20 protein-coding genes and 1 pseudogene are annotated in these 22,574 nt (G+C 67.5%); 9 read left to right on the forward strand and 12 right to left on the reverse strand.

The features are described from left to right. The first annotated feature begins 53 nt into the window (after positions 1-53). From NRB20_RS12260 to NRB20_RS12270, 3 genes are all read left to right on the forward strand, one after another. Entirely contained in the window at positions 54-1,274 is a 1,221-nt protein-coding gene (locus tag NRB20_RS12260; protein WP_454786539.1) for a DUF7373 family lipoprotein, read from the forward strand. Next, positions 1,267-2,817 carry a serine/threonine-protein kinase gene (locus NRB20_RS12265; RefSeq protein ID WP_153410158.1) on the forward strand — a complete coding sequence of 517 codons (1,551 nt, stop codon included), beginning with the start codon at positions 1,267-1,269 and terminating at the stop codon, positions 2,815-2,817. The genes NRB20_RS12260 and NRB20_RS12265 overlap by 8 nt, the downstream gene beginning before the upstream one ends. Positions 2,818-2,881: 64 nt before the next feature. Continuing rightward, positions 2,882-3,526, forward strand: coding sequence for an MBL fold metallo-hydrolase (locus tag NRB20_RS12270; protein ID WP_153410159.1), 645 nt, complete (start codon positions 2,882-2,884; stop codon positions 3,524-3,526). 154 nt (positions 3,527-3,680) lie between these two features. Here the strand turns inward: NRB20_RS12270 and NRB20_RS12275 are convergent, their stop codons facing one another. Then, positions 3,681-5,072, reverse strand: a complete 1,392-nt coding sequence (locus tag NRB20_RS12275; protein WP_406603814.1) for a dipeptidase — start codon at positions 5,070-5,072, stop codon at positions 3,681-3,683. A gap of 99 nt (positions 5,073-5,171) precedes the next feature. On the opposite strand from NRB20_RS12275, the gene NRB20_RS12280 reads away from it, so the two are divergent. Next, positions 5,172-6,590, forward strand: coding sequence for a glutamate decarboxylase (locus NRB20_RS12280; RefSeq protein ID WP_153410160.1), 1,419 nt, complete (start codon positions 5,172-5,174; stop codon positions 6,588-6,590). Between the two features lie 191 nt (positions 6,591-6,781). Here NRB20_RS12280 and NRB20_RS12285 read toward each other — a convergent pair whose 3' ends face one another. After that, positions 6,782-7,489 (reverse strand): DUF2334 domain-containing protein, encoded by a 708-nt coding sequence (locus NRB20_RS12285; protein WP_153410161.1) that lies wholly within the window; start codon positions 7,487-7,489, stop codon positions 6,782-6,784. Between the two features lie 220 nt (positions 7,490-7,709). Between NRB20_RS12285 and NRB20_RS12290 the strand changes: the two genes are divergently transcribed. Both NRB20_RS12290 and NRB20_RS12295 read left to right on the forward strand, forming a co-directional pair. Then, complete coding sequence (locus NRB20_RS12290; RefSeq protein WP_153410162.1) at positions 7,710-8,000, forward strand: hypothetical protein; 291 nt, start codon at positions 7,710-7,712, stop codon at positions 7,998-8,000. Between the two features lie 81 nt (positions 8,001-8,081). After that, a complete protein-coding gene (locus tag NRB20_RS12295; RefSeq protein ID WP_153410163.1) occupies positions 8,082-8,372 on the forward strand; it encodes a hypothetical protein in 291 nt (96 codons plus the stop codon). A gap of 280 nt (positions 8,373-8,652) precedes the next feature. Here NRB20_RS12295 and NRB20_RS12300 read toward each other — a convergent pair whose 3' ends face one another. Both NRB20_RS12300 and NRB20_RS12305 read right to left on the reverse strand, forming a co-directional pair. Next, positions 8,653-10,839: a S9 family peptidase gene (locus NRB20_RS12300; protein WP_153410164.1), complete on the reverse strand. Its 2,187-nt coding sequence runs from the start codon at positions 10,837-10,839 to the stop codon at positions 8,653-8,655. Positions 10,840-10,944: 105 nt separating this feature from the next. Then, entirely contained in the window at positions 10,945-11,160 is a 216-nt protein-coding gene (locus NRB20_RS12305) for a hypothetical protein (protein WP_153410165.1), read from the reverse strand. Between the two features lie 196 nt (positions 11,161-11,356). Here NRB20_RS12305 and NRB20_RS12310 point away from each other — a divergent pair, with 196 nt between their 5' ends. Continuing rightward, complete coding sequence (locus NRB20_RS12310) at positions 11,357-11,569, forward strand: DUF397 domain-containing protein (RefSeq protein WP_406603815.1); 213 nt, start codon at positions 11,357-11,359, stop codon at positions 11,567-11,569. Between the two features lie 15 nt (positions 11,570-11,584). On the opposite strand, the gene NRB20_RS12315 is transcribed toward NRB20_RS12310, so the two are convergent. The 5 genes and pseudogenes from NRB20_RS12315 to NRB20_RS12335 all read right to left on the reverse strand — a co-directional run bounded on the left by NRB20_RS12315 (position 11,585) and on the right by NRB20_RS12335 (position 16,811). Beyond that, positions 11,585-12,541: an alpha/beta hydrolase gene (locus tag NRB20_RS12315; protein ID WP_153410166.1), complete on the reverse strand. Its 957-nt coding sequence runs from the start codon at positions 12,539-12,541 to the stop codon at positions 11,585-11,587. A gap of 136 nt (positions 12,542-12,677) precedes the next feature. Then, positions 12,678-13,112 carry an HIT family protein gene (locus tag NRB20_RS12320; RefSeq protein WP_153410167.1) on the reverse strand — a complete coding sequence of 145 codons (435 nt, stop codon included), beginning with the start codon at positions 13,110-13,112 and terminating at the stop codon, positions 12,678-12,680. Between the two features lie 77 nt (positions 13,113-13,189). Next, a complete protein-coding gene (gene purB, locus NRB20_RS12325; RefSeq protein ID WP_319944803.1) occupies positions 13,190-14,611 on the reverse strand; it encodes an adenylosuccinate lyase in 1,422 nt (473 codons plus the stop codon). Between the two features lie 215 nt (positions 14,612-14,826). Next, positions 14,827-15,441 (reverse strand): annotated as a pseudogene (locus tag NRB20_RS12330) (TetR/AcrR family transcriptional regulator); the annotation flags it as partial. Positions 15,442-15,626: 185 nt separating this feature from the next. Then, complete coding sequence (locus NRB20_RS12335) at positions 15,627-16,811, reverse strand: pyridoxal phosphate-dependent aminotransferase (RefSeq protein WP_319944805.1); 1,185 nt, start codon at positions 16,809-16,811, stop codon at positions 15,627-15,629. Between the two features lie 125 nt (positions 16,812-16,936). On the opposite strand from NRB20_RS12335, the gene NRB20_RS12340 reads away from it, so the two are divergent. Beyond that, positions 16,937-17,959: a peptidoglycan DD-metalloendopeptidase family protein gene (locus tag NRB20_RS12340; RefSeq protein WP_153410168.1), complete on the forward strand. Its 1,023-nt coding sequence runs from the start codon at positions 16,937-16,939 to the stop codon at positions 17,957-17,959. Positions 17,960-18,198: 239 nt separating this feature from the next. Here NRB20_RS12340 and purD read toward each other — a convergent pair whose 3' ends face one another. Then, complete coding sequence (gene purD, locus NRB20_RS12345) at positions 18,199-19,479, reverse strand: phosphoribosylamine--glycine ligase (protein ID WP_319944806.1); 1,281 nt, start codon at positions 19,477-19,479, stop codon at positions 18,199-18,201. Between the two features lie 154 nt (positions 19,480-19,633). On the opposite strand from purD, the gene NRB20_RS12350 reads away from it, so the two are divergent. Next, entirely contained in the window at positions 19,634-20,059 is a 426-nt protein-coding gene (locus NRB20_RS12350; RefSeq protein WP_153410169.1) for an HIT family protein, read from the forward strand. 61 nt (positions 20,060-20,120) lie between these two features. On the opposite strand, the gene NRB20_RS12355 is transcribed toward NRB20_RS12350, so the two are convergent. After that, positions 20,121-21,497: a sensor histidine kinase gene (locus NRB20_RS12355; RefSeq protein WP_319944836.1), complete on the reverse strand. Its 1,377-nt coding sequence runs from the start codon at positions 21,495-21,497 to the stop codon at positions 20,121-20,123. A 148-nt stretch (positions 21,498-21,645) separates the two neighbouring features. Then, a complete protein-coding gene (locus NRB20_RS12360; RefSeq protein ID WP_194289815.1) occupies positions 21,646-22,383 on the reverse strand; it encodes a response regulator transcription factor in 738 nt (245 codons plus the stop codon). Positions 22,384-22,574 lie beyond the last annotated feature (191 nt).

Consider the following 22,574-nt stretch of genomic DNA (forward strand, 5'->3'; position numbering starts at 1 on the left):
CGAATCCGGTCACCAGGCCGCCACTCCTGCGATGGATATTCGCAGTGTGCACCATGGCCGTCGTATCGGTACTCGTGTCCGGTTGCACAACAGCGGGTATTCCGGTGCGTCAGCAGTCGGATCCGACCACTCTTCAGATTTCACCGTACTCTGTGCGCCCCCTCGACGTACCGAACAGCACACGTGAATACGGCCGAGTCATCGAATCGGCTCGCATGAGTTCCGCTATGGTCGATCCCGCCGATGTCGATCCCTCGTTGAAATACAGCATCAATGCGTGGGGCATACAGCCGCTGCCGACGCCACGGAAAGCGATTGCCCTGCTGGCCAAACCGGTCAGTAAAGTCCTGGAGCACTACCGGATGATCGCCGGATGCGCCATAGACGGATCGGACGCCGAATACGCTACTGTCGACTCGCCCGCATCGGCCCGGCAGTTGATCGTGATCGTGCTGCGCTTTCCCGACGAGCCGACGGCGAGTGTCGTCGCGAGCAAAATCGACAGCACCGACTCCGAGTTGAACAGCGCGAACGTGGCGGTCTCGGTCGATGGATATCCGAATGCCCATGCCCACTGGCGTCCGGGCCTTCCGACGATGGCCGCGTCGATAGCACACGGACCCTACGTGGTGAGCTTACTGCTGCGAAATCAGACGGCCGACCAGCAGGCCCTCACCGGACTTGCCCGAACCGCTTTCGACAAGCAACTCCCCATGTTGGATCATTTTTCGGCGACCCCGGAGGACCGCTTTCAGTCACTGCCGCTCGACCAGGACGGCATGCTGCGACGCCTGGTTCCGTATGCCCCCAACAGATGGCCCTACCCTGCCGTCGTCGCATTCTCGAACACTACCGACGCAACATTGTCGCAGGAGGGGTCCGTCAATCCGTTCGGACTCGTTTTCGAAGGCAGAGCCGCGCGATTGTGGTATCGCGTCACGTACGACACCGGAGTCGATGCGATAGCGGAGAACAATTTCACCCAACTCTACCGACACTTCGATACCGTCAAAGCGCGCAAACATTTCAATACGATGTTGCAGAAACTTATTTCGAATACCGCCCAACAGCGGCTGCCCGACATACCGGGAGCCGACGATACCGCATGTTTCTCGAACCCGAGCCTGCAGGACTACGCTCAATACTCCGCCCCATATACCTGCATCACCCTGTACGGCCGGTATATCGGCATACTGTTGGGGCGCGACAAGGTGAATACACAGCACCGCATCGCGGCACAGTACGGCCTACTGATGAATACCGACAGTGAGTAACGTGATGCGCGGTCTGCTGATTCCGGATTCGATTTTCGCCGGCTACCGGATCGTTCGGCATCTCGGTGGCGGCGGAATGGCCGACGTCTATCTTGCCGCACATCCCAGGTTGCCGCGATTCGACGCCGTGAAGGTGCTGTCGGCCGAATACGCCGACGATGCCGAGTTCCGAGCCAGGTTCGTCCGAGAGTCCCAGCTGGTCGCCGGCTTGCGCCATCCGAACCTGGTAGCGGTCCGCGACTGCGGGATAGCGGACGGGCGACTGTGGCTGTCGATGCAGTTCATCGAGGGATACGACGGATCTCGGTTGATCGGGAAATATCCGGACGGATTGCCGCCCGAACAGGCGATACACATTGTCGCCGAGGCGGCGGGCGGATTGGATGCCGCCCATCGTTCCGGGCTGCTACACCGCGACGTCAAGCCGAGCAATCTCCTGCTGGAGCCGCGCGATGAGCAACCGGATCGGGTATACGTGGCCGACTTCGGAATCGCGCGGGCAGGGTATGGGCCCCAGATCACCGCCCCCGGCACCGTGCTGGGGACATTCGCCTACGCAGCGCCCGAACAGATCGAATCCGCCCCACTCGACCACCGAGTCGATGTCTACGCGCTGGGCTGCACACTCTTCGAACTACTCACCGGCCGGAAACCGTTCACCGGAACCACTCCGGAGCAGCTGGCCTACGCCCATCTGCTGAAGCCGCCACCGCTGGCATCATCGGTGAATCCCGCACTGCCGCCCGAGATCGACAATGTGTTGTGCGCGGCTATGGCCAAGAATCCAGCCGACCGGCCGAACTCGTGCGGCGAACTCGCGCAGGCCGCTCGGGCGGCCTTCACGTCGACGGGGAGAGATGGCGCGACATCCGCCATCGCGCCGCAGGCTCGTACCACGCACCGCGCCGAGCGGCTTCGTCCATTCCGTACCCGGACGGCAATCGCATCGCTGGCAGCATCGGCGCTGTGCATCATAACGGTGGCCGCTCTTACGATCACCCTTCCCGGCGGGCACGAGGCAGCAAAGCCTCCCACTACCACAATCGCGAGTTCGGTAACACCGACATCGACCGGCACAGAGAAAAGCGGCACCCCGTGGGGAAGTCACGAGTTCATAGTTCAGGCTTTCCCGAACCTGCTGCCGTCAACGCCTTTCAAGGGCGGAAATCAGCAAATGATGTGCATTGTATACCTGGGCGAAGCTACGAACCAGGCATTACCCGATAATTCTTCCACCATTTTATGTGAGGGCAATGACGCACCTCTTCACATGCTTATGGTGACGTGCGACCAGAACCGCACTCCCATAAAAAGCGTCATCGACGCCGAAACCGATCCGGTGCTCGGCAGCACCGACTGGGCGCGCGGCAATGCCAATGGCTCGATGTTCTGGGGTGTCAGTGCGGACGGGTCCACAACCTACGGGTGGCTCGAAATTCGATTCGCCGACCCCGCGCACAAATTCTGCGAGCTCGAAGCGCAGGACATCACGGGTAACCCGCAGGACCTGATCGACCGCTGGTGGCCGCAGGTTCCGCTGTGAGATGCCGTGCCGACGAGTGGGGTGATGCGCGGCGTGGCCCGTGGTGCGGGCATAGAGTCGGCTCATGCGCATTGCTCACTTCGGTCATTCGTGTGTGCTGGTCGAGATCGACGGGGTGAAGATCCTGTTCGATCCCGGCAACTTCTCGCACGGTTTCGAGGGACTCACCGGGCTGGACGCGATCGCGATCACGCATCAGCACCCGGACCACATCGATCCCGCCCGCATCGGCGCGCTGCTGGAGAACAACCCGCAGGCCCGGCTGCTGAGCGACCCCCAGACCGCGCAGCTGCGCGAGGAGCCGTGGGAGGCCGTGCACGCCGGGAACGTGCTGAGCGTCGGCGGCGTGCAGATAACCGGTGGTGGCGGGCGGCACGCGGTGATCCACCCGGACATCCCGGTCATCGACAACACCGTGTTCCAGCTGGGCACCCCGCAGGATCCGGCGCGGTTCGTGCATCCGGGCGATTCGCTGTGGGTGCCGCCGTCGCCGGTGGGTGTGCTGGCCATCCCGGCGGCCGCCCCGTGGATGCGGTTGAGCGAGGCCGTGGACTATCTGCGCGCGGTTTCGCCGCGCACCGCCATGCCCATCCACTACGGGATCATCGAGCCCGCGGCCCAGGGGATCTACTTCGGGCGGCTGCGGGAGATGGGACCGGCCGACACCGAGCTCGCGATCGTCACGCCGGAGACGGACGCCGAATTCTGATCCGCGCCAAGGGGTTCCGGCATGTCCACGGTGGATATGCCGAAACCCCGCTGCGGCGCGTCATCGGATCACAGCGGCTGTTCGGGAACTCGCACCGACGAAGTTGTCACGGCACCGGTGACGCCGAATTCCGATGCGCCCCAATGGTTCCGGTTCAGGAACCGTAGGTGGCGAGGAAAAGCGCCTCGGTGAGGGCGATGTTTTCGATCTCGCCGGGGTCCACGCTCTCGTTGGGGGCGTGGATGAGGCAGCTGGGTTCCTCGACGCCGATCAGCATGATCTCGGCGTCGGGGTAGGTCTCGGCGAAGACGTTGCACAGCGGGATCGAGCCGCCCTGACCCTGGGTGGTCGACGCACGGCCGTACGCGGCGGCGAAGGCGGCCTCCATCGCGCGACGGGCCGGACCGCCGGTGCCGGAGCGGAACGGCGCGCCGGCCGCGTCGGGTTGCACGGTGACGCGCGCGTGCCACGGCGTATTCGATTCCAGGTGTGCGGTAAGGGCTTTCAGCGCCGGCTCGGGATCGATACCGGGCGGGATGCGCAGGTTGATCAGCGCACGGGCCGCACCCTGCACGGCCGCGACCGCGCCGACCACGTTCGGGGCGTCGATGCCCAGGACGGTCACCGCGGGGCGCGCCCAGGCCATATCGGCGACGGTGCCGTCGCCGAGCAGGTCGACGCCGTCGAGTACACCGGCGTCGGCGCGGAACCGCTCGGGCGGATACTGCGTGCCGTCCCAGACCTGATCGGCGGGCAGACCGGCGACGGTCGTATTGCCGTGCTCGTCGCGCAGGGTCGCGAGCAGGTGGATGAGCGCGGCGAGCGCATCGGGGGCCGGGCCGCCGAACATGCCCGAATGCATCGGTCCGGCAAGGGTTTCCACGCTGACGATCACGTTCACCGTGCCGCGCAGGGTCTGGGTGAAGGTGGGCACGCCGACCGCCGCGTTACCGCTGTCGCCGATCACCAGGGCGTCCGCGCGCAACAGGTCCGCGTGTTCGGGGACGAATTCCTCGAGACCGCCGGTGCCCTGCTCCTCCGACCCCTCGCACACCAGCGTGATTCCGACCGGGAAACCGTTGTCGCCCAGGGTTTCCCGCAGTGCGCGCAGGGCGGTGAGATGCGCCAGGACGTTACCCTTGCAGTCCGCCGCGCCGCGGCCGTACCAGCGGCCGTCGCGTTCGGTGAGCTCCCATACCGGTGTGCGCCAAGCACTTTCGTCGAGCGGCGGTTGTACGTCGTAGTGGGAGTAGAGCAGGACCGTCGGGGCTCCGGCGGGTGCGGGATACCGGGCGACGACGGCCAGACTCCCGTCCGAGGTCTCGTGCAGCCCGGCATCGGTCAGCCCGACCTCGACGAACGCGTCCAGCACCCACTGCGCGGCGCGACGGCACTCCTGCGCCGGGAACTGCCGCGGATCGTGCACCGATCGATACGAAACCAGTTCCGCCAGATCGTCTTTCGCCCGCGTCATCAGCGAGCGCACCTGTGTCCGCAACGCGGCGGTCCGCGCGTCATCCGTCATCTCAACCCGTTTCGTCGTCATGCCGCTGTTCCGCCCATCCTGCCACCCGGCCACCCCGCCGCTGTGAGATGCTGGCGACCGCCCGCGAATTCGTCACATGCGCGATGACCAGGAGAGACGATGCCCGAATCACCCGATTCCGAGGATCTGTTCGCGACATCCCCGTTCCGGGACGGTGCGCCGAAAACGGAATTCCCGAGCTCGGAAATCCTGCCGCAGGCCGCCTACCAGCTCGTCCACGACGAACTCATGCTCGACGGCGTCTCCCGGATGAATCTGGCGACCTTCTGCACCACCTGGGTCGAGGATCAGGCCCGGCGGCTGATGGACGAATCGCTGGACAAGAACATCGTCGACAAGGACGAATACCCGCAGACCGCCGAACTCGAGGCGCGCTGCACCCGCATGCTCGCGGACCTGTGGCACTCCCCCGATCCGACCGGCACCCGCGGCACCTCCACGACCGGTTCCAGCGAGGCCGCGATGCTGGGCGGGCTGGCCGCGAAATTCCGCTGGCGGGCGCGCGGTGGGCGCGGCATCCCGAATTTCGTGTGTGGCCCGGTGCAGGTGTGTTGGGAGAAATTCGCGCGCTACTTCGATGTGGAGATCCGGCAGGTCCCGTTGCGCGGGGACCGGCTCACCCTGCATCCGGACGATATCGCCGCGCACTGCGACGCGAACACCATCATGGTGGTGCCGACGTTCGGGCAGACCTTCACCGGGCTGTTCGAGGACGTCGCGGGGATCAGCCGGGCGCTGGACGCCCTGCAGGAACGCACCGGCCTGGACATTCCGATCCACGTCGACGCGGCCAGCGGCGGATTCATGGCCCCGTTCACCGCGCCCGATCTGGTCTGGGACTTCCGGTTGCCGCGGGTCAAGTCGATCAACGCGTCCGGGCACAAGACGGGGCTGGCGCCGCTGGGCGCGGGCTGGGCGATCTGGCGCGAGGCCGCGGATCTGCCGGACGAGCTGGTGTTCAACGTCGACTATCTCGGCGGCAATATGGCCACGTTCAACCTGAACTTCTCGCGGCCCGGCGGTCAGGTCGTCACCTCGTACTACAACTTCATCCGGCTCGGACGCGACGGATACACCCGGGTGCAGTCCGCGGCGTACGAGGTCGCGGGGTACCTGGCCGACGGTGTGCGCAAGTTCGGGCCGTTCGAGCTCATCCACGACGCCGATCCGCTGCGCGGCATCGCGGCGGTGTCGTGGCGGCTGACCGGCGAGCAGACCTTCAACCTCTACGACCTGTCCGATCGGCTGCGCACCCGCGGCTGGCTGGTCGCGGCCTACCCGCTGCCCGCCGACCGCCAGGACGAGACCATCATGCGGGTGCTGGTCCGACACGGTTTCAGCCACGATATGGCCGATCTGCTGCTCGCCGACATGGACCGCGCACTGGCTCAGCTGGACAAGCACCCGCCGAGCAGCTCGCTGACCCGCGAGGAGTCCGGCGGGTTCACGCACAGCGCCACGGCGGAGGTTTCGACCGCTGAATTCCGACGTCGTCGGGCCGAACAGGCTGCGCAGTAGCAAGCACATGGTCGTCGACCGGCCCGGTCACCTGCACCGTGCCGACATCCATACCAGGCTGTCGACAACGCCGATATATCCGACACCGACCTCCCGCTCAGCCAGCGATGCAGACGGGAAATGGTGGGCCAGAAGCATTTTCGACAGTCTGCTGCCGGTCGCCGAATCGCGGCCCGAGTCCGGGACGGGTCTCAGGCGGCGTGCGAGGCGCCCGCGACGTAGGGCTCCCAGCGGTAGACCTCGGGGCGGGCGTTGTGGAACAGGGCCAGGTCGACCGCGTCCAGGACGGCCTGATGCGGGCCGGGACGGCTCAGCTGGCTGGCCGACACCGCGAGGCGCAGGACACCGCCGCGGCGGGCGGTGCGGGCCGCGCTCATCACCAGCGCGTGGCACCACCAGGGTTCGGCGCGGAAGCCCTCGCCCATGCCGTGCACCCAGGAGCGTTGTGCCACATCGCGTTCCAGGTCGTGCATGGCCGTCAGGCTCAGGGCCAGGCGGAAACCGACGTCCGGCAGCGCGGCCATCGCACCCTCGGAGGCGTTCCAGCGCGGCGCGGCGAACAGCCGGGTGCGCAGCCCCACCTGCTCCAGGACGCGATCGGCGGCCATCAGCCGCAGCCGCGCCTCGTGCCGGGGCAGCGTGGCAAATTCGGCGCGGCGGCTCTTGGTGGCGGCCTGGTCGTAGCCGTGCAGCACGACCGCGTCGCCGCCCTCGCGACGTTCCCGCAGCCACTCCTGGGTGGCGGCGTCGTCGGTCAGCCGGTACTTGCCCTTCAGGCGCGGGGCCACCAGCAGCGACAGCGGAACCTCACGCTGGTCCATCTCCGCGGCGAATGCCTGCGCCTGCGCGCGGGTGGTGTCCCGGATCCCCGACACCGAGACGATCAATTGTGCACGCATACCCGCACCCCTCTGCCGATGCCGCTCATAGCCCCACCATGCGCGCGGGAAGTGTCCGGACCGTGCAGTCCCGGTGACGCCGCGACGAATTCGCGCCACCGAATCGGACCCATCATCCGATGATCGGGCACTGTCCGGTATCGGCGAATAGCGTCCGACCACGGAACATACCGTCCGGTCATGAGACTCGCGCGACATCGCCTCACCTAGGATCGATCGGGTGAAAACAGCACTCGTGGCCGCACTGGCTGTCCCGTTGTTCATCGCCTTACCCGTTGTGGCACAAGCGGATCCGCCGCACATCTTCACACCGCAGCAGCAGTGCGAGGCGACCAAGGCCGTGGTCGACATGGAACGCAAGACCAACCCGCACGCCACGCCGCAGCAGATCACCGACGGCTACATGGCGTTCCTGGACAAGAAGGGCGCGTTCAAGGGTCTGCCGCAGGCCACCCGGGATCGCCAGCGCCAGTTCATCCTCGACCAGATCGCCAGCTGCCACCTGGCCTAGCCCGCGATGGTGACGGAGCGCACGTTCCCTTGATGGCAAGCGAGCGCCACCGGCTCCGTCACCTCAATAGGCTGCGCCTCTGTGAAAGCCGCAGCACTCACCGCCCTGTCCGCCGCCCTCCTGCTGTTCGCCCCCGCATTCGCGCAGGCAGCACCCCCGCTCCCGAACCTGAACCCCTCCCCCGATCAGATGTGCGCCAGCACCCAGCAGATCGTGAACACGGTGCGCGCCCAGCACCCGAACGCCACCCCTGACCAGATCGCCGACAACTACGACCAGATGATGAACGCGAAGGTCCCCGGCTATCAGCTCGTCCAGGGCCAGCAGCACCAGCAGCTCCTGCAACTGATCCACGCCTGCGGAATCCGCTGAATCGCTTTACCGAACCCGGCGAAATTCGACCGAACGAGCCGAAATCCACTGCACCCGAATGGAATCAGTGCGTCGAGCAGACGGGCCGCACGAGCGCCCGCCTGTTCGCACCGATCCTCGAACGCAGGTGGCACTCGCTCGCACATCTGCGGTTGTACTGCGCCACCTCTGCGGGGTACACGCGCACTACCCGATCAGGCGTAGCGGCACCTCACGGTCGTGCCGCAATCCACCCGTCTCTACCGATAGTGCCACTCGCACGTCAGCGGCACATCGCCTCTCAGCGGTCGCCGAGGCCGAGAGTGTCCAGCACCCAGGCGTATTCGAACGCGACTTCCTTCCACTTCTCGTATTTGCCGCTGACGCCGCCGTGGCCCGCGCTCATCTCGGTCTTGAGCAGTAGGCGGGAGTGGCCGGTGGCGACGGCGCGCAGCCGGGCGATCCACTTGGCCGGTTCGACGTACAGGACGCGGGTGTCGTTCAGGCCGGTGGTGGCCAGGATCGCGGGGTAGTCGACCGCGCGGACGTTCTCGTACGGCGAGTACGACTTCATGTACTCGTACACCGCCGGATCCTCCAGCGGATTACCCCACTCGTCCCATTCGGTGACGGTCAGCGGCAGGGACGGGTCCAGGATCGAGGTCAGCGGGTCGACGAACGGGACGGCCGCGAGAATGCCCGCGAACAGTTCGGGCGCGAGGTTGGCGACCGCGCCGACCAGCAGCCCGCCCGCACTGCCGCCGTCGGCGACCAGGCGATCCGGCGCGGTGACGCCGGTATCGATGAGATGCCTTGCGCAGGAGACGAAATCGGTGAAGGTGTTCTTCTTGCGCAGTGTCTTGCCGTGCTCGTACCACAGGCGGCCCATCTCGCCGCCGCCGCGCACGTGCGCGACCGCGAACACCATGCCGCGATCCAGCAGCGACAGCCGTGACACCGAGAACCCCGGATCCATACTGGCCTCGTAGGAGCCGTATCCGTAGAGCAGCAACGGCTTCGGTCCGTCGGCCGGGAGATCCTTGCGACGCACCAGCGAGATCGGGATCCGGGTGCCGTCGGCGGCGACGGCCCAATCCCGGTGCTGCTCGTAGTCGTTCGCGTCGTAGCCGCCCAGCACGGCCTGTTCCTTGCGCAGCAGCAGCTCACCGGACGCGGGCACGTAGTCGAACACCCGCACCGGCGTGATGTACGAGGTCACCCCGACCCGCAGCGTCGGCTGCGCCCACTCCGGATTGCCCAGCACGCCCGCGGAGAACAGTTCGAGTCCGAAATCCAGTTCGCGCAGCTCGCCGTAGCCCTCGGAAGTCAAGGGCCACACCGCGACTCGCGGCAGCGCCCCGCGCCGATAGGACAGCGCCAGCTGATCGGCGAAACAGTCCACCCCCTCGAGCCGCACGTCCTCGCGGTGTTCGATCAGGATGGTCATATCCGACGGGTCGGTCACGGGGGCCTCGGCCAGGACGAAGTTCTCCGCCTTCACCGTGCCGCCGCCGGGTGCGGGCACCTCGCCGTTGTGCAGGATCAGGAATCGGTCCCGCCCGCCGATGATCGCGTGCTCGGCGGTGTACTCCACGCCCTCCCGGCGCGGCAGCAGCACCCGGAACTCACCCTCGGGATCATCGGATTCCAGCACCCGGATCTCGGTGGTGATCTTCGAATGCACCCCGATGATCAGGTACTTCTCCGAGCGGGTGGTGTCCATGCCGACCGAGAAGCGCTCGTCGGGCTCGTGGAATACCCGGACGTCCTGCTCGTTGGGCGTGCCGAGGCGGTGCCGCCAGACGGTGTCCGAACGCCAGGCCTCGTCGTAGGTCTGATAGAAGACGTGCGTACCGTCCAGCGACCAGGTCGCGTCGGGGACGGTGCCGGAGATCTCGTCGGCGAGCTCGGCGCCGGTGCGCAGATCCTTGAAGCGCAGCACGTACCGCTCGTCGCCGACGGTATCCACCGAATAGGCCAGCAGGGTGCCGTCGTTGCTGATCGAGTACGCGCCGACGGCGAAGTAGTCGTGCCCCTCGGCCAGCAGGTTGCTGTCCAGCAGGACCTGCTCGCCGGGCACCTCGGTGGCGGCGTCGAGCGTGGGCGGGGTCCAGTCGTCCTGTGCGCCGATCGGGCAGCGGCAGTGCGCGCCGTACTGTTTACCCTCGAAACTGCGCGAGTAGTACCAGAAATCGCCCATCCGGACCGGCACCGACAGATCGGTCTCCTGGGTGCGGGACTTGATCTCGTCGAAGATCTTCTCCCGCAACGGCCGTAGCTGCGCGGTGCACGCCTCGGTGTAGGCGTTCTCCGCCTCCAGGTAGGCGATGACCTCCGGATCCTCCTTGTCGCGCAACCACTCGTACTCGTCGACGACGACGTCGCCGTGGTGCGCGCGCTGCGCCGGGACCCGCTTCGCGATCGGCGGCGTCACCACGGACGGATCGGCGGCGTTGCGGATCGGGCCGGTACCAGTGTCGAGAGCCATGCGTCCACCGTAGTGGGCGCGTCCGACAAGACCGGCCGGACCCGGTGCGGCAACTCGATGCCGCACGTGCAAGCGGTGCGCGAACCGGTGCGAGCGCCAGACGGACTACCTGAGCCCGCGCGCCCGCGGCGTGGATCCCGGCAGCCGCGGCCCGACCACGCCCCGATCGGCGCGGCGGGATTCCATCAGGAAGAACAAGGCAGCCTTGCGGCGCAGACACTGGTCGGCGGGGCAGGTGTTGTGGATACGCAAGATGTTGTGAGCCTGTTCGACGGTGAGGTGCCCGGGCACCACCGCGCAACTGTCGAAGACGGGTGCCATGCGGTGCTCCATCCTTTGTCGTACCGTGCGGTGACGCGACGCGAACGCCGGTCCGGATGAACCGGTGGGCGCGATTTTCCCGCCACGAAGTCTGGGTTTCCGCTGAGCTCACCGGATAAACCACACGAGTCCGAGGACACACGCGAACTATTCTCGGGTGGTCATATTTGGATCGCGAACCAGCACAGGAGCATCCGTGGAAGCGAAGAACCGTGAGATCGAACCCGATGCCGTCTGGCACCGCAGCAGCGAGACCGGGGGCGTGGAGGTCGCGTTCCTGGCCACCGGGAACATCGGCCTGCGCGATGCGAAGAATCCCGACGGCCCGGTGCTGATCTTCACCCCCGGCGAGTGGCGGGCGTTCGTCGCGGGAGCCAAGGACGGCGAGTTCAACCGGCCCGGAGCCTGATCCTCGCGTCGCCGCTCACGCGCCCAGCGCCCGCGCGACCGTGGGCCAGGAGGCGTGCAGATCGTCCTTCCAGTAGGCCCACGAATGCGTGCCGACCGGACTCTGGACGATATTCGCCGGAATGTGCAACGCGCGCAGGCGCTGTGCGTACGCGGTGACGCAGGTGTCCACGGCGGCCTCGATCGGGACGCCGGTCAGAATGTTCTCCGCCAGTTGCGGTTTCAGCTCCATCTCGTGCGGGCCGGGCATCCCGGAACCGGTGGAGAGGTAGATCGTCTTGCCGCGCAAGCGATTCGCGAGCAGCGCCGGATCGTGCGCGGCCCAGTCCGGATCGCCCGGCCCGCCCCACATATTGCCCGGATTACCACCGCGATTCGCGATCGAGAACATGATCGGCCCCTGCGCCAGGCTCATGTCCGGGCAGGCGCTGTAGCCGACGACCGCGCGGTACAGCGCCGGATTGCGTACGGCCAGAACGAAAGCCGCGATTCCGCCCATGGACAGGCCACCGATCCCGTTGACGCCGTTGCCGTCGAACTCGCTGTCGATGATCGGCGGCAGCTCCCTGGTCAGGAACGTCTCCCATTGGTAGTGACCGAGATTCGGGTCGTCGCGCTGCCAGTTCGTGTAGTAGCCGGCCTCCCCGCCCATCGGCAGCACCACGTTGACGTTCTTGTTCGCGAAGAACGGTTCGGCGTCGGTGGCATTGGTCCAGGTGCTCTGGTCCGCGCCCGGATCCAGGCCGTCGAGCAGGTAGTAGGAGGGCCGGGAGTGCGAGCCGGCCGGATGCAGCACCTGCACCTGCATGACGTGGCCCATCGCGGGTGAGTCGATGAACAGCGCGGACCTGGTCGGACCCAGTTCGGTGATCCCGACGATCCGGGCCGCGGTGGCTCGCGGTTGCCCGACCAGCGTCGCGGAAACGCCCAGCACCATGGCCAGCACCACAACAGCTATCGACCCGTACCGCATCTATCCCCACCTCCATCGGCCCTGTGAACCAGAACATTCAAGATAACCCCCGTACCCATCTCCGGGGTTGATTTGACCAAGTAGCTTCTTACGAGCAAATCACCGGCTCGAGCGCACGACACGCCCGGCGAACGAGCTAGTTCGATGCCGAACGTTCCAGCGCACCGCGGATGGATCCGGCCAGATAGTCCAGGTCCGCGCGCGGCGGTGTGCGCGGCCGCCCGCGCAGCCCGAACCCGTCGCCCGGGGTGCGCGGGATGACGTGCAGGTGGACGTGGAAAACCTCCTGCCCGGCCGTAACCCCGTCGGCGAGAAAGAAATTCACTCCGTCGCAGTTCACCTCACTGTCCCGCAGCGCCGCCGCCAGCCGCTGCCCCACCCGGAACAGCTTGCCGCCGATCTCGGGATCCAGTTCGGCCAGCGACCGCGCGGGCACCTTCGGCGCCACGAGCAGATGTCCGGGCGTCATCGGGCGAATGTCCATGAACGCCAACGCATCCGGATCCTGGTAGACGATCGATGCCGGTGCCCGGCCCGCGATGATGTCGGCGAAGATCGTGTAGGGATCCATACAGCGTTTATAGGCCATCCGCCACGTCGCATGGTGACATCCCAGTTACTTTCTCGCCCAGCCCCGTTCGGGACCGATCAGAGAATCGGCGCGGGGGTGTAGCGAGCTGCCTCGGGATTGGCCTCGACCAGCTTCTCGACCTGCGCGACGACATCGGCGACCTGGGCCTCGGCCGCGCCGACGAAGGCGGAACGATCGGACAGCGCGGCGTCGAGGGCGGCGCGGTCCAGCGGCATGCGGTCGTCGGCGGCGAGGCGGTCCAGCAGATCGGGTTCGCGGCCCTGCTCACGCATGGCCAACGCGACCGCGACGGCGTGTTCCTTGATGACCTCGTGCGCGCTCTCCCGCCCGACCCCGGCGCGCACGGCGGCCATCAGGATGCGGGTGGTGGCCAGGAACGGCAGGTAGCGGTTCAGTTCGCGCTCGATCACCGCCGGATACGCGCCGAATTCGGCGAGCACCGTCAGGAAGGTCTCCATCATCCCGTCGACGGCGAAGAACGCGTCCGGCAGCGCGACGCGACGCACCACCGAGCAGAACACGTCGCCCTCGTTCCACTGCGCCCCGGCCAGTTCCGCGGCCATCGACGCGTATCCGCGCAACACCACCTGCAAGCCGTTGACGCGCTCGCAGGAGCGGGTGTTCATCTTGTGCGGCATCGCCGAGGAACCGACCTGGCCGGGCGCGAAACCCTCGGTGACCAACTCGTTTCCGGCCATCAGCCGCACCGTGTGCGCGAAAGACGAAGGGCCCGCGCCGATCTGGACCAGCGCGGAGAGCACGTCGTGATCCAGCGAGCGCGGATACACCTGGCCAACGCTGGTGAGCACCGACGCGAATCCCAAGTGCCGCGCCACTTTCTGTTCCAGCTGCGCGAGTTTGCCCGCGTCGCCGCCGAGCAGATCGAGCATGTCCTGCGCGGTGCCCATCGGACCCTTGATGCCGCGCAACGGATATCGGTCGATCAGCTCCCGCACCCGGGTCAGCGCGATCAGCACTTCGTCTGCGGCGGAAGCGAATCGCTTACCGAGCGTGGTGGCCTGCGCGGCGACGTTGTGCGAACGTCCGGCCATCACCAGCGCCTGGTACTCCGCAGCCCGCTCGGCCAGTCGCGCGGCCACGGCGACGCCGTGCGCGTAGACGTGCTCGAGGGACAGCCGGATCTGCAACTGCTCGACGTTCTCGGTGAGATCGCGGCTGGTCATGCCCTTGTGGATGTGTTCGTGCCCGGCCAGGGCGTTGAACTCCTCGATCCGCGCCTTCACATCGTGCCGGGTGACCCGTTCCCGCTCGGCGATCGAGGCCAGGTCGACCCGCTCGAGCACCCGCTCGTAATCGGTGAGCACCCCGTCGGGGAGATCGATCCCCAGCTCGGACTGCGCCCGCAGCACCTCCAGCCACAGCCGGCGCTCCAGCACGATCTTGTGCTCGGGCGACCACAACCGCACCAGTGCGGGACTTGCGTAGCGGGTGGCGAGAACGTTCGGCACGAGGGTCACGACTGCGCCTCGCTAACGCTCGGCTCCGTCATGCCCCTTGGGTGCTGTGCCGATGATTCGCTCGCAAGCTCGCTCATGAACACCCAGTCTACGGTCCGCGATCAGTCCAACGATCGGTGCCTGTCCAGTTGCTGGGGCTCGGGCCGATGCTGCGGAACCGGGTGCGGTTGGCCCGGATGCGGCGGAATCGTGTGCGCGGCCATCGAGTGCGGCGGGATGTGCTGCGGTGCGGGCGGGGCGATCACGTCGATCAGCTCGAGCAGTGCGCCGCGCGCAGTGCGCCGCGGTTGCGGATCCAGTTCGGTCAGTGCCGCGACGACCGCGCCATCCACCATGGCCACCAGCCGCCGCAGCTGTTCGGCGCGCACCACCCGGTCCGAGCGGCGCAGCGCCTCGGCGAGCAGCTCCTCGAGCTGCGCGCGTAGTCGTAACTGCACGTCGCGTAACTCCGGATGCCGGGCCGAGGCCACCGACCGCTCGTAGCGGGCGATCAACCGGCCGCGGGCGGCCTGATCGGGGCCGTCGGTGCCGACCAGGAGGTCCAGGACCAGGTCGACGGTCGCGTCGGTGCCGCGGCGGCGGTGCGGGACGTCGCCGATGCGTCGGCGCATCGCCTCGAGTTCGGCGTTGCCGCTGAACTCGACCGCGCGCGCGATCAAATCCTCGAGCGACTCGAAGTAGTAGGTCGTCGAGGCCAGGGGGAGGTCCGCGCGGGTGGCCACCGAGCGGTGGCGCACTGCGTCGAATCCTCCCTCGAGTAGCAACTCGGCGGCAGCCGCGACCAACGCTTGGCGACGCCTTTCACCTTTCGGGGTCGTCGCGGTGATCACCGTGTCATCGTGCCAGTCATCATCGGTTCATCCGTGCCAAATCGGTGCGATCTGTGAGAATCCAGTTCGAGTGGGCAAACGTGCAGGTGTTGAAAATACAACCATGGCTTTTGTACCCCATCCGCGGGCGTCGCGGTGGGCGTCTGGGGAAAGTCTTTGCGGCACAATCCGCTTCGGATGCCTGGTCAAACGCCCAGGAAGCGGCCCATGCGGGCCAGGGCCTCCTCGATATCGGCGCTCGCCCCGGCGAAAGACAGCCGGACGGTGTGCGAACCGTTGCTGGTATCGAAGTCGGTGCCCGGTGCCAGGGCCACACCCGTGGCCGCGAGCAGGTCCGCGCACCAGCGGGTGGCGTCGTCGGTCAGGTGCGCGATATCGGCGTAGGCGTAGAACGCACCGTCGGCGGGGGCCAGTTCGGTGATGCCCAGGCGGGGCAGGCCGTCCAGCAGCAGCGCGCGGTTGCGGGCGTAGCGGCGCACGTGGCCGTCGAGTTCGCGGCGTGATTCGGCGTCGAAGGCGTGCACCGCGGCGTACTGCGAGATCGCGGGCGGGCAGACGGTCATATTCGAGGCCAGGCGTTGCAGCGCCGGGCGCAGGCCCGGGGGCACCAGCATCCAGCCCAGCCGCCAGCCGGTCATGGAGAAGTACTTCGAGACCGAACCGATGACCACCGATTCGCGGGAGGTCTCCCAGGCCGAGGAGGTCGCGGTGGCATCCGACGCGGTCCCGGTCGAATCCGATTCGTAGACGATGCCGTGGTAGATCTCGTCGGAGATCAACAGCGTGCCGTGGGCGTCGCACCAGCGGGCCAGCGCGGCCAGTTCGGCCGGGGCGATCATGGTTCCGGTCGGATTGGCCGGACTCGCGACGATCAGTCCGGCGGGCGGTTCGGGCAGCGCCTCGAGCATCTCGACCGTCGGCTGGAACCGGGTCTGCGCACCGCAATCCAGTTCCACCACACGGCATCCCAATGCCGACAAGGTATTCCGATACGCCGGATAACCCGGCCGGGCCACCACGACGGTGTCGCCGATGTCGAAGGCGGCCAGGAAGATCAGCGTGAACGCGCCGGAGGATCCCGTGGTGACCACGACGTCCTCGGCGTCGACCGCGATGCCGTAGGTGTCACGGTGATATCCGGCGATCGCCGTGCGCAACTCCAGCGTGCCGAAAGTCTCGGTGTAGCCGAGCAGTTCGGCGTCCAGGGCCGCCCGGGTCGCGCGCAGCACCGGCGCGGGCGCGGGGGTGGAGGGTTGTCCCGCGGCCAGCACCAGGACATCGCCGTGCGTGCGGGCACGTTCGGCGGCCGCCTTCCACACGTCCATGACGTAGAAGGCGGGAACGGTGGACCGACGGGATTCACTGCGCACCCGACGACGGTAGATCACGTCCCGGAGGTCGCGGACGGGCACCGCCCGGCGGATGGGATGACACCCGTATTACGCCGACGTGCCCATCGGACCGGGTACGGCCATTGCCCTGTTATCGTCGGCGAATGCCCGACGAGGCACGCCATACGACGATTTCCGGCGGTAGCCGGACGGTGATCCGCCCCGACTGGCGTACCGAGTTGCATCGGGAACGTCGTTCGGGAAAGCGGCCGATTCGTCGTGCCGGTGGGCTCGTGCGGGGCGCGGGGCGGCGGGTGCGAGGCGTCGTGGCTGGAATCGTGCGGGCCATCATCGGAATCGGGCGCGCCATCGCGGGCATCGACTGGCGTGAGCTGCGGCGGCGGAACTGGCGGGGCGAGGCACGCGGGGCTTGGCTCCGGGGACGCGGCTGGGTGCTCGCGCATCGGGTGCTGGTCGGGGTCATGGTGATCGTCGGACTGTTCGCCGCCGGGGACGCGATCGCGCCGCACACCATCGACTCGACGCCAGATCCCGGTGTGGCACAACGTATTCCGGTGGCGTACCCGTTGCAGGTGCAGGCCGATCCGGCGACCAGCGCCCGCGATCTCGCCGCCATCGACAACGGCGAGCGATTGCGCGAACAGGATGTGGTGGCCGACGCCGCCCGCGCCACCATGGAGCGGGCCAAGGCCGAGGCCGCCGCCGCGGCGGCCGGACAACCCTCCCCGCTGCTCGACGGCGCGAGCACCTCGCTGCCCGGCGGCCTGGAGGGCAGCATCGGCGGCTACGCGCTGCCCGCCCGCGGCGTGTTCACCTCCGGCTACGGATCACGCTGGGGCACTTTCCATTACGGCATCGATATCGCCGCGCCGATCGGCTCCCCCATCTACGCGGTCGCAGACGGCACCGTCATCAACGCGGGCCCGGCCCAGGGTTTCGGCCTGTGGGTCCGCATCCAGCACGCCGACGGCACCATCTCCGTCTACGGCCACATGTACGACTTCTCGGTCTCGGTCGGCGAACACGTCCGCGCCGGTCAACAGATCGCCCGCGTCGGCAACCGCGGCGACTCCACCGGCCCCCACCTGCATTTCGAGATCCTGATCAACGGCCAGCATGTCGACCCGCAACCGTGGTTGGCCCTGCACGGCATCAGGGTCGGCTGATACCCGGTCGAGCAGGCATCTCGGCGAAACCGCTCCGAGACAACATATCCCGGCCACTGTCGGTCGGCAGAGAGCAGCACGCCACAGCGCCACTCGCCCGGCATGAGCCTTTCGAACGCGCGCAATCACACAACCGACCCAGATGGCCCGACAGACACCCGGACGAGCACATCGACACCCTCGAATCACCTTCGGGCGCACCGAATGACGCGACTGGACCGCCCGAGATCGCGGATCGCTCAGGCCGAGGGGATGGCGATGCGGTTCTCGACAGCTCCCAACGCGATGTCGGTGCGGAAGTGGCTGCCCGCCAGCTTGATCGCGGCGATGCGGGCGTAGGCGCGGGTGCGGGCCTCGGTGAGGTCGGCACCGGTCGCGACGACGTTCAGGACGCGGCCGCCGGCGGAGATCAGTGCGCCGTCCTCGCGCAGGGCCGTACCGGCATGCAGCACTTCGGTATTCGGCTCGGCGGATTCGGGGCCGGTACCGGTGATCACGTCACCGTTGCGGGGGCGGCCCGGGTAGTTCTCCGCGGCCAGCACGACGGTGATCGCCGCGCCGTCCTGCCAGCGCGGCGGCTCGACATCGGCGAGAGCGCCGGTGGCAGTGGCGTTCAGCAGCGCACCGAGCGGGCTGTCCAGCAGCGCCAGCACCGCCTGGGTCTCGGGATCGCCGAAGCGGCAGTTGAATTCGACCACCGCGGGTCCGGCCTGCCCCATCGCGAGCCCGGCGTAGAGCAGGCCCGAGAACGGCACCTCACGCCGAACCATCTCGGCCGCAACGGGTTTCACGACTGTCTCGACGATCTCGGCGACCGCCTCGGCGGGCAGCCACGGCAGCGGCGTGTACGCGCCCATGCCGCCGGTATTGGGTCCGATATCGCCGTCGCCGACCCGCTTGTGATCCTGCGCGGGCAGCAGCGGCACCACCGTCTCGCCGTCGACCAGACAGAACAGCGACACCTCGGGCCCGTCCAGGAAGGATTCCAGCAGCACCGGATGCCCCTGCTCGAGCAGTTCGGCGGCGTGATCGCGGGCCGCGGACCGCTCGGCGGTGACCACCACGCCCTTACCTGCGGCCAGCCCGTCGTCCTTGACCACCCAGGTCGGGCCGAACCGGTCCAGCGCGGCGTCGAGTTCGCCGGGATGATCCACGATCTCGCTGTGCGCGGTACGCACACCGGCCGCGGCCATCACATCCTTGGCGAACGCCTTGGAACCCTCGATCCGCGCGGCCGCGGCGGACGGCCCGAAGCAGGCGATCCCGGCCGCGCGCACCGCGTCGGCGATGCCCAGCACCAGCGGCACCTCGGGACCGATCACCACCAGATCGGCGGCATAGTCGGCGGCCAGCGCGACCACGGCCTCCGCGCTGGCCGGATCGACCGGCCGCACATCGGCCTGCTGCGCGATTCCGGGGTTGCCGGGCGCGGCGCAGACCGCGCTCACCCCCGGATCCCGGCGCAGGGCCACTACCAAGGCGTGTTCACGAGCTCCGGAACCGATGACGAGTACGCGCACGCAGCACAGCTTAGGTGACCGCCGAATCGCCCTTCGCAGGTATTCGCCGGGTACCCGCGTGCCGCAGCTCGACTCGCCGCAGTCGAGACCGACCGGTGTGTGCAGCTCCGGCCGAAGACCACACCGCCGCACCGGACAGGGCAGAATGCAGACCATGGCTTCTGTTTTCAGCGCGATCATCGCCGGTCAGCTGCCCGGACGGTTCGTCTGGGAGGACGAGGAATTCGTCGCGTTCCTCACGATCAACCCGATCACCCAGGGGCACACACTGGTGGTGCCGCGCCAGGAGATCGATCAGTGGCAGGACCTCGAACCCGAGGCGTTCGCCCGGATCAACACGGTCGCGCAGAAGATCGGGAAGGCCGTGCGCGCAGCCTGGGGCGCACCCCGCGCGGGGCTGCTGATCGCCGGACTCGAGGTCCCGCACCTGCACCTGCACGTGTTCCCGGCCTTCGAACTCGGCGATTTCAACATCTCCGGCGCGGACCCCGAGCCCAGCAAGGAATCCCTCGACGAGGCGCAGGCCAAGATCAAGCAGGCCCTGCGCGATCTGGGTTACGGCGCGAACGTCCCGGACTGACCCACAACCGAATCCCGAACGCCCCGAACCGAATTCGCGGCGTGGATGCCACACACCGAACTCAAGGCGCCTCGCGCGGCAACCGGACCGTGAACGTGGTCCCCTCGCCGAGGACACTGTCCACCGACACCGTGCCGCCGTGCGAGGCGACCAGCGCCTGCACGATCGACAACCCGAGTCCGGTGCCGCCGCTGTCCCGGCTGCGCGAGGTGTCGGTGCGGTAGAAGCGCTCGAAGATGCGCTCGGCCTCCGCGGGCGGCAACCCGGGTCCGGTGTCGACGACCTCCATCAGCACCTCGTGCTCGGCCGGCGTCAGCCGAACGGTCACCGCGGTTCCGGCAGGGGTGTGCACGAGCGCGTTCCCGGCCAGATTGCCCAGCACCTGACGCAACCGCGCCTCATCCCCGGAAACCTCCAGAGTTCCCTCACCGGAACGGATTTCGAGATCGATGGGCCGCGGCGGACCGTCCGGATGCTTGGTCGCGTCGAGCGCGCGCAGATTGTGCACGGTGTCGCTCCCGATCGCCAGCAGATCCACCGGCCGCCGCTCCAGCGGGCGCTGTGCGTCCAGCCGCGCCAGCATCAGCAGATCCTCCACCAGCAGACCCATCCGCTTGGACTCGCGCTCGATCCGGTCCATCAGCAGTTCCGGCTCCGGAACGGCCCCTTGCCGATACAGCTCGGCGAAACCCTGGATCGTCGTCAGCGGCGTGCGCAGTTCGTGACTGGCGTCGGCGACGAACCGCCGCATCTTCGCCTCCGAACGCCGCGCCCCCTCCTCCGACGCCTCGGTGGCCGCGAACGCCTGCTGGATCTGCGCGAGCATGCTGTTCAACGACTGGGACAGCAGATCGACCTCGGTGCTGTTGCCGCGCACCGGAACTCGTCGATGCAGATCACCGCCCGCGATCGCGGACGCGGTCTTCTCCACCTCCCGCAACGGCCGCAGACTGCGGCGGATCACCAATTGCGCGACGGCCGCGAGCACCACCAGCACCGCCGCCCCGACCACGATCTGCAGGACGATCAACCGATCGACGATGTTCTTGCCCTGGTCCAGATGCACCGCGACCACACTGACACCGTCCGGATGCACGACTTCCAGTGCCCGCCAACGATCCGACGGCTTGCCGACCGAACCGACCGTGCGCGGATGACTGTCCAGATCGGACGGCAGATCGGGCACGGCCGCCGAAGGGGCGGAACGCAATTCGACCACGCCCTGCGCATTCGTGGTGCGCACGTAGAACATCGGCGGCAGGCGGCTGGGCAGATGCGCGTCCGGACGCGCCCAGATGTGCGCGGCGTCGAACAGCTGCCGGTCCACACCGCCGAGTACGACGCGTTGCATGACCGAGGTGACGACCACACCCGAGATGATCAGGCCCAACCCGGCCAGAATCACCAGTGCCACAACCAATGTCACGCGCAACGGCACCGCCGCCGCGCGACGTGTCACCGCATCGCGAAATCTCGCGACGCGACCGGCCGTACCCGTATTCTGCACCCCGGCCGAACCTGCGGCGTCATCCGATCCACTGTCGTTTATGGCCGAAAACCTCCGGTGCGGGGGACGCGGCGGACGCTCATTTCGCCGAGGAATTCCGTCGACTCGGCGACCGCATCACATAACCGACCCCGCGCAGCGTGTGAATCAGCTGATCCGGGCCGGTATCGACCTTCTTGCGCAGGTAGGAGACGTAGGTCTCGACCACCCCGACCTCACCGCCGAAGTCGTAGCGCCACACGTGATCGAGAATGCGCGGCTTACTCAGCACCGTGCCCGCATTCACCATGAAATAACGCAGCAGCGTGAATTCGGTCGGGGACAGCGACACCGGCTCCCCCGCCTTCCACACCTCGTGCGTGTCGTCGTCCAATTCGATGTCCTCGAACCGGATTCGCGAGGATTTGCGTTCCTCGACGGCGTGCCCGGAACGTCGCAGGATGACCCGCAGTCGCGCGACGACCTCCTCCAGGCTGAACGGCTTGGTGACGTAGTCGTCCGCGCCGAGCGTCAGCCCGGTGACCTTGTCCTCCACCTCGTCGCGCGCGGTCAGGAACAGCACCGGGGCCTCGATGCCGTCGGCGCGCAGCCGCCGCAGCAGCCCGAAACCGTCCATGCCCGGCATCATCACATCGACGATCAGCGCGTCGGGCCGGAAGGTCTTGGCCTTGTCCAGCCCCTCGGCCCCGTTGGCCGCCGATGTCACCTCGAACCCCTGGTAGCGCAGGCTCACCGACAGCAGTTCGACGATCATGGGCTCATCGTCGACGACCAGAATCCTGGCCTCGGGCACCCGATCCGCTGGCACACCATTCATGGGGGACATCGTCCCCCGCCGACCGCGTAACCGGCTGAACGTTGCCTGGGAGTTTCCTGGGAAGGATCTACGGTTCCGCTCAGAACCTGCCGCGAGCGGGGGCGATGTTCGCACGTCGGGCCGCGGGCGACACGCTGGAGGCCGTGCGGCGCGAGCCGACGACATCCGGGTGGATCCCGTCACACGAATCG

Source organism: Nocardia macrotermitis (assembly GCF_009604405.1).
In the GTDB taxonomy this organism is placed as follows: domain Bacteria; phylum Actinomycetota; class Actinomycetes; order Mycobacteriales; family Mycobacteriaceae; genus Nocardia; species Nocardia macrotermitis.

Excerpts from the sequence above, each read along its gene's own strand:
- NRB20_RS12340 (WP_153410168.1), top strand. The coding sequence starts at position 16,937 with ATGCCCGACGAGGCACGCCATACGACGATTTCCGGCGGTAGCCGGACG.
- NRB20_RS12350 (WP_153410169.1), top strand. The coding sequence starts at position 19,634 with ATGGCTTCTGTTTTCAGCGCGATCATCGCCGGTCAGCTGCCCGGACGG.
- NRB20_RS12260 (WP_454786539.1), top strand. The coding sequence starts at position 54 with ATGGCCGTCGTATCGGTACTCGTGTCCGGTTGCACAACAGCGGGTATT.
- NRB20_RS12270 (WP_153410159.1), top strand. The coding sequence starts at position 2,882 with ATGCGCATTGCTCACTTCGGTCATTCGTGTGTGCTGGTCGAGATCGAC.
- NRB20_RS12300 (WP_153410164.1), bottom strand. The coding sequence starts at position 10,839 with ATGGCTCTCGACACTGGTACCGGCCCGATCCGCAACGCCGCCGATCCG.
- NRB20_RS12315 (WP_153410166.1), bottom strand. The coding sequence starts at position 12,541 with ATGCGGTACGGGTCGATAGCTGTTGTGGTGCTGGCCATGGTGCTGGGC.
- NRB20_RS12280 (WP_153410160.1), top strand. The coding sequence starts at position 5,172 with ATGCCCGAATCACCCGATTCCGAGGATCTGTTCGCGACATCCCCGTTC.
- NRB20_RS12275 (WP_406603814.1), bottom strand. The coding sequence starts at position 5,072 with ATGACGACGAAACGGGTTGAGATGACGGATGACGCGCGGACCGCCGCG.
- NRB20_RS12320 (WP_153410167.1), bottom strand. The coding sequence starts at position 13,112 with ATGGATCCCTACACGATCTTCGCCGACATCATCGCGGGCCGGGCACCG.
- NRB20_RS12360 (WP_194289815.1), bottom strand. The coding sequence starts at position 22,383 with ATGAATGGTGTGCCAGCGGATCGGGTGCCCGAGGCCAGGATTCTGGTC.
- NRB20_RS12285 (WP_153410161.1), bottom strand. The coding sequence starts at position 7,489 with ATGCGTGCACAATTGATCGTCTCGGTGTCGGGGATCCGGGACACCACC.
- NRB20_RS12305 (WP_153410165.1), bottom strand. The coding sequence starts at position 11,160 with ATGGCACCCGTCTTCGACAGTTGCGCGGTGGTGCCCGGGCACCTCACC.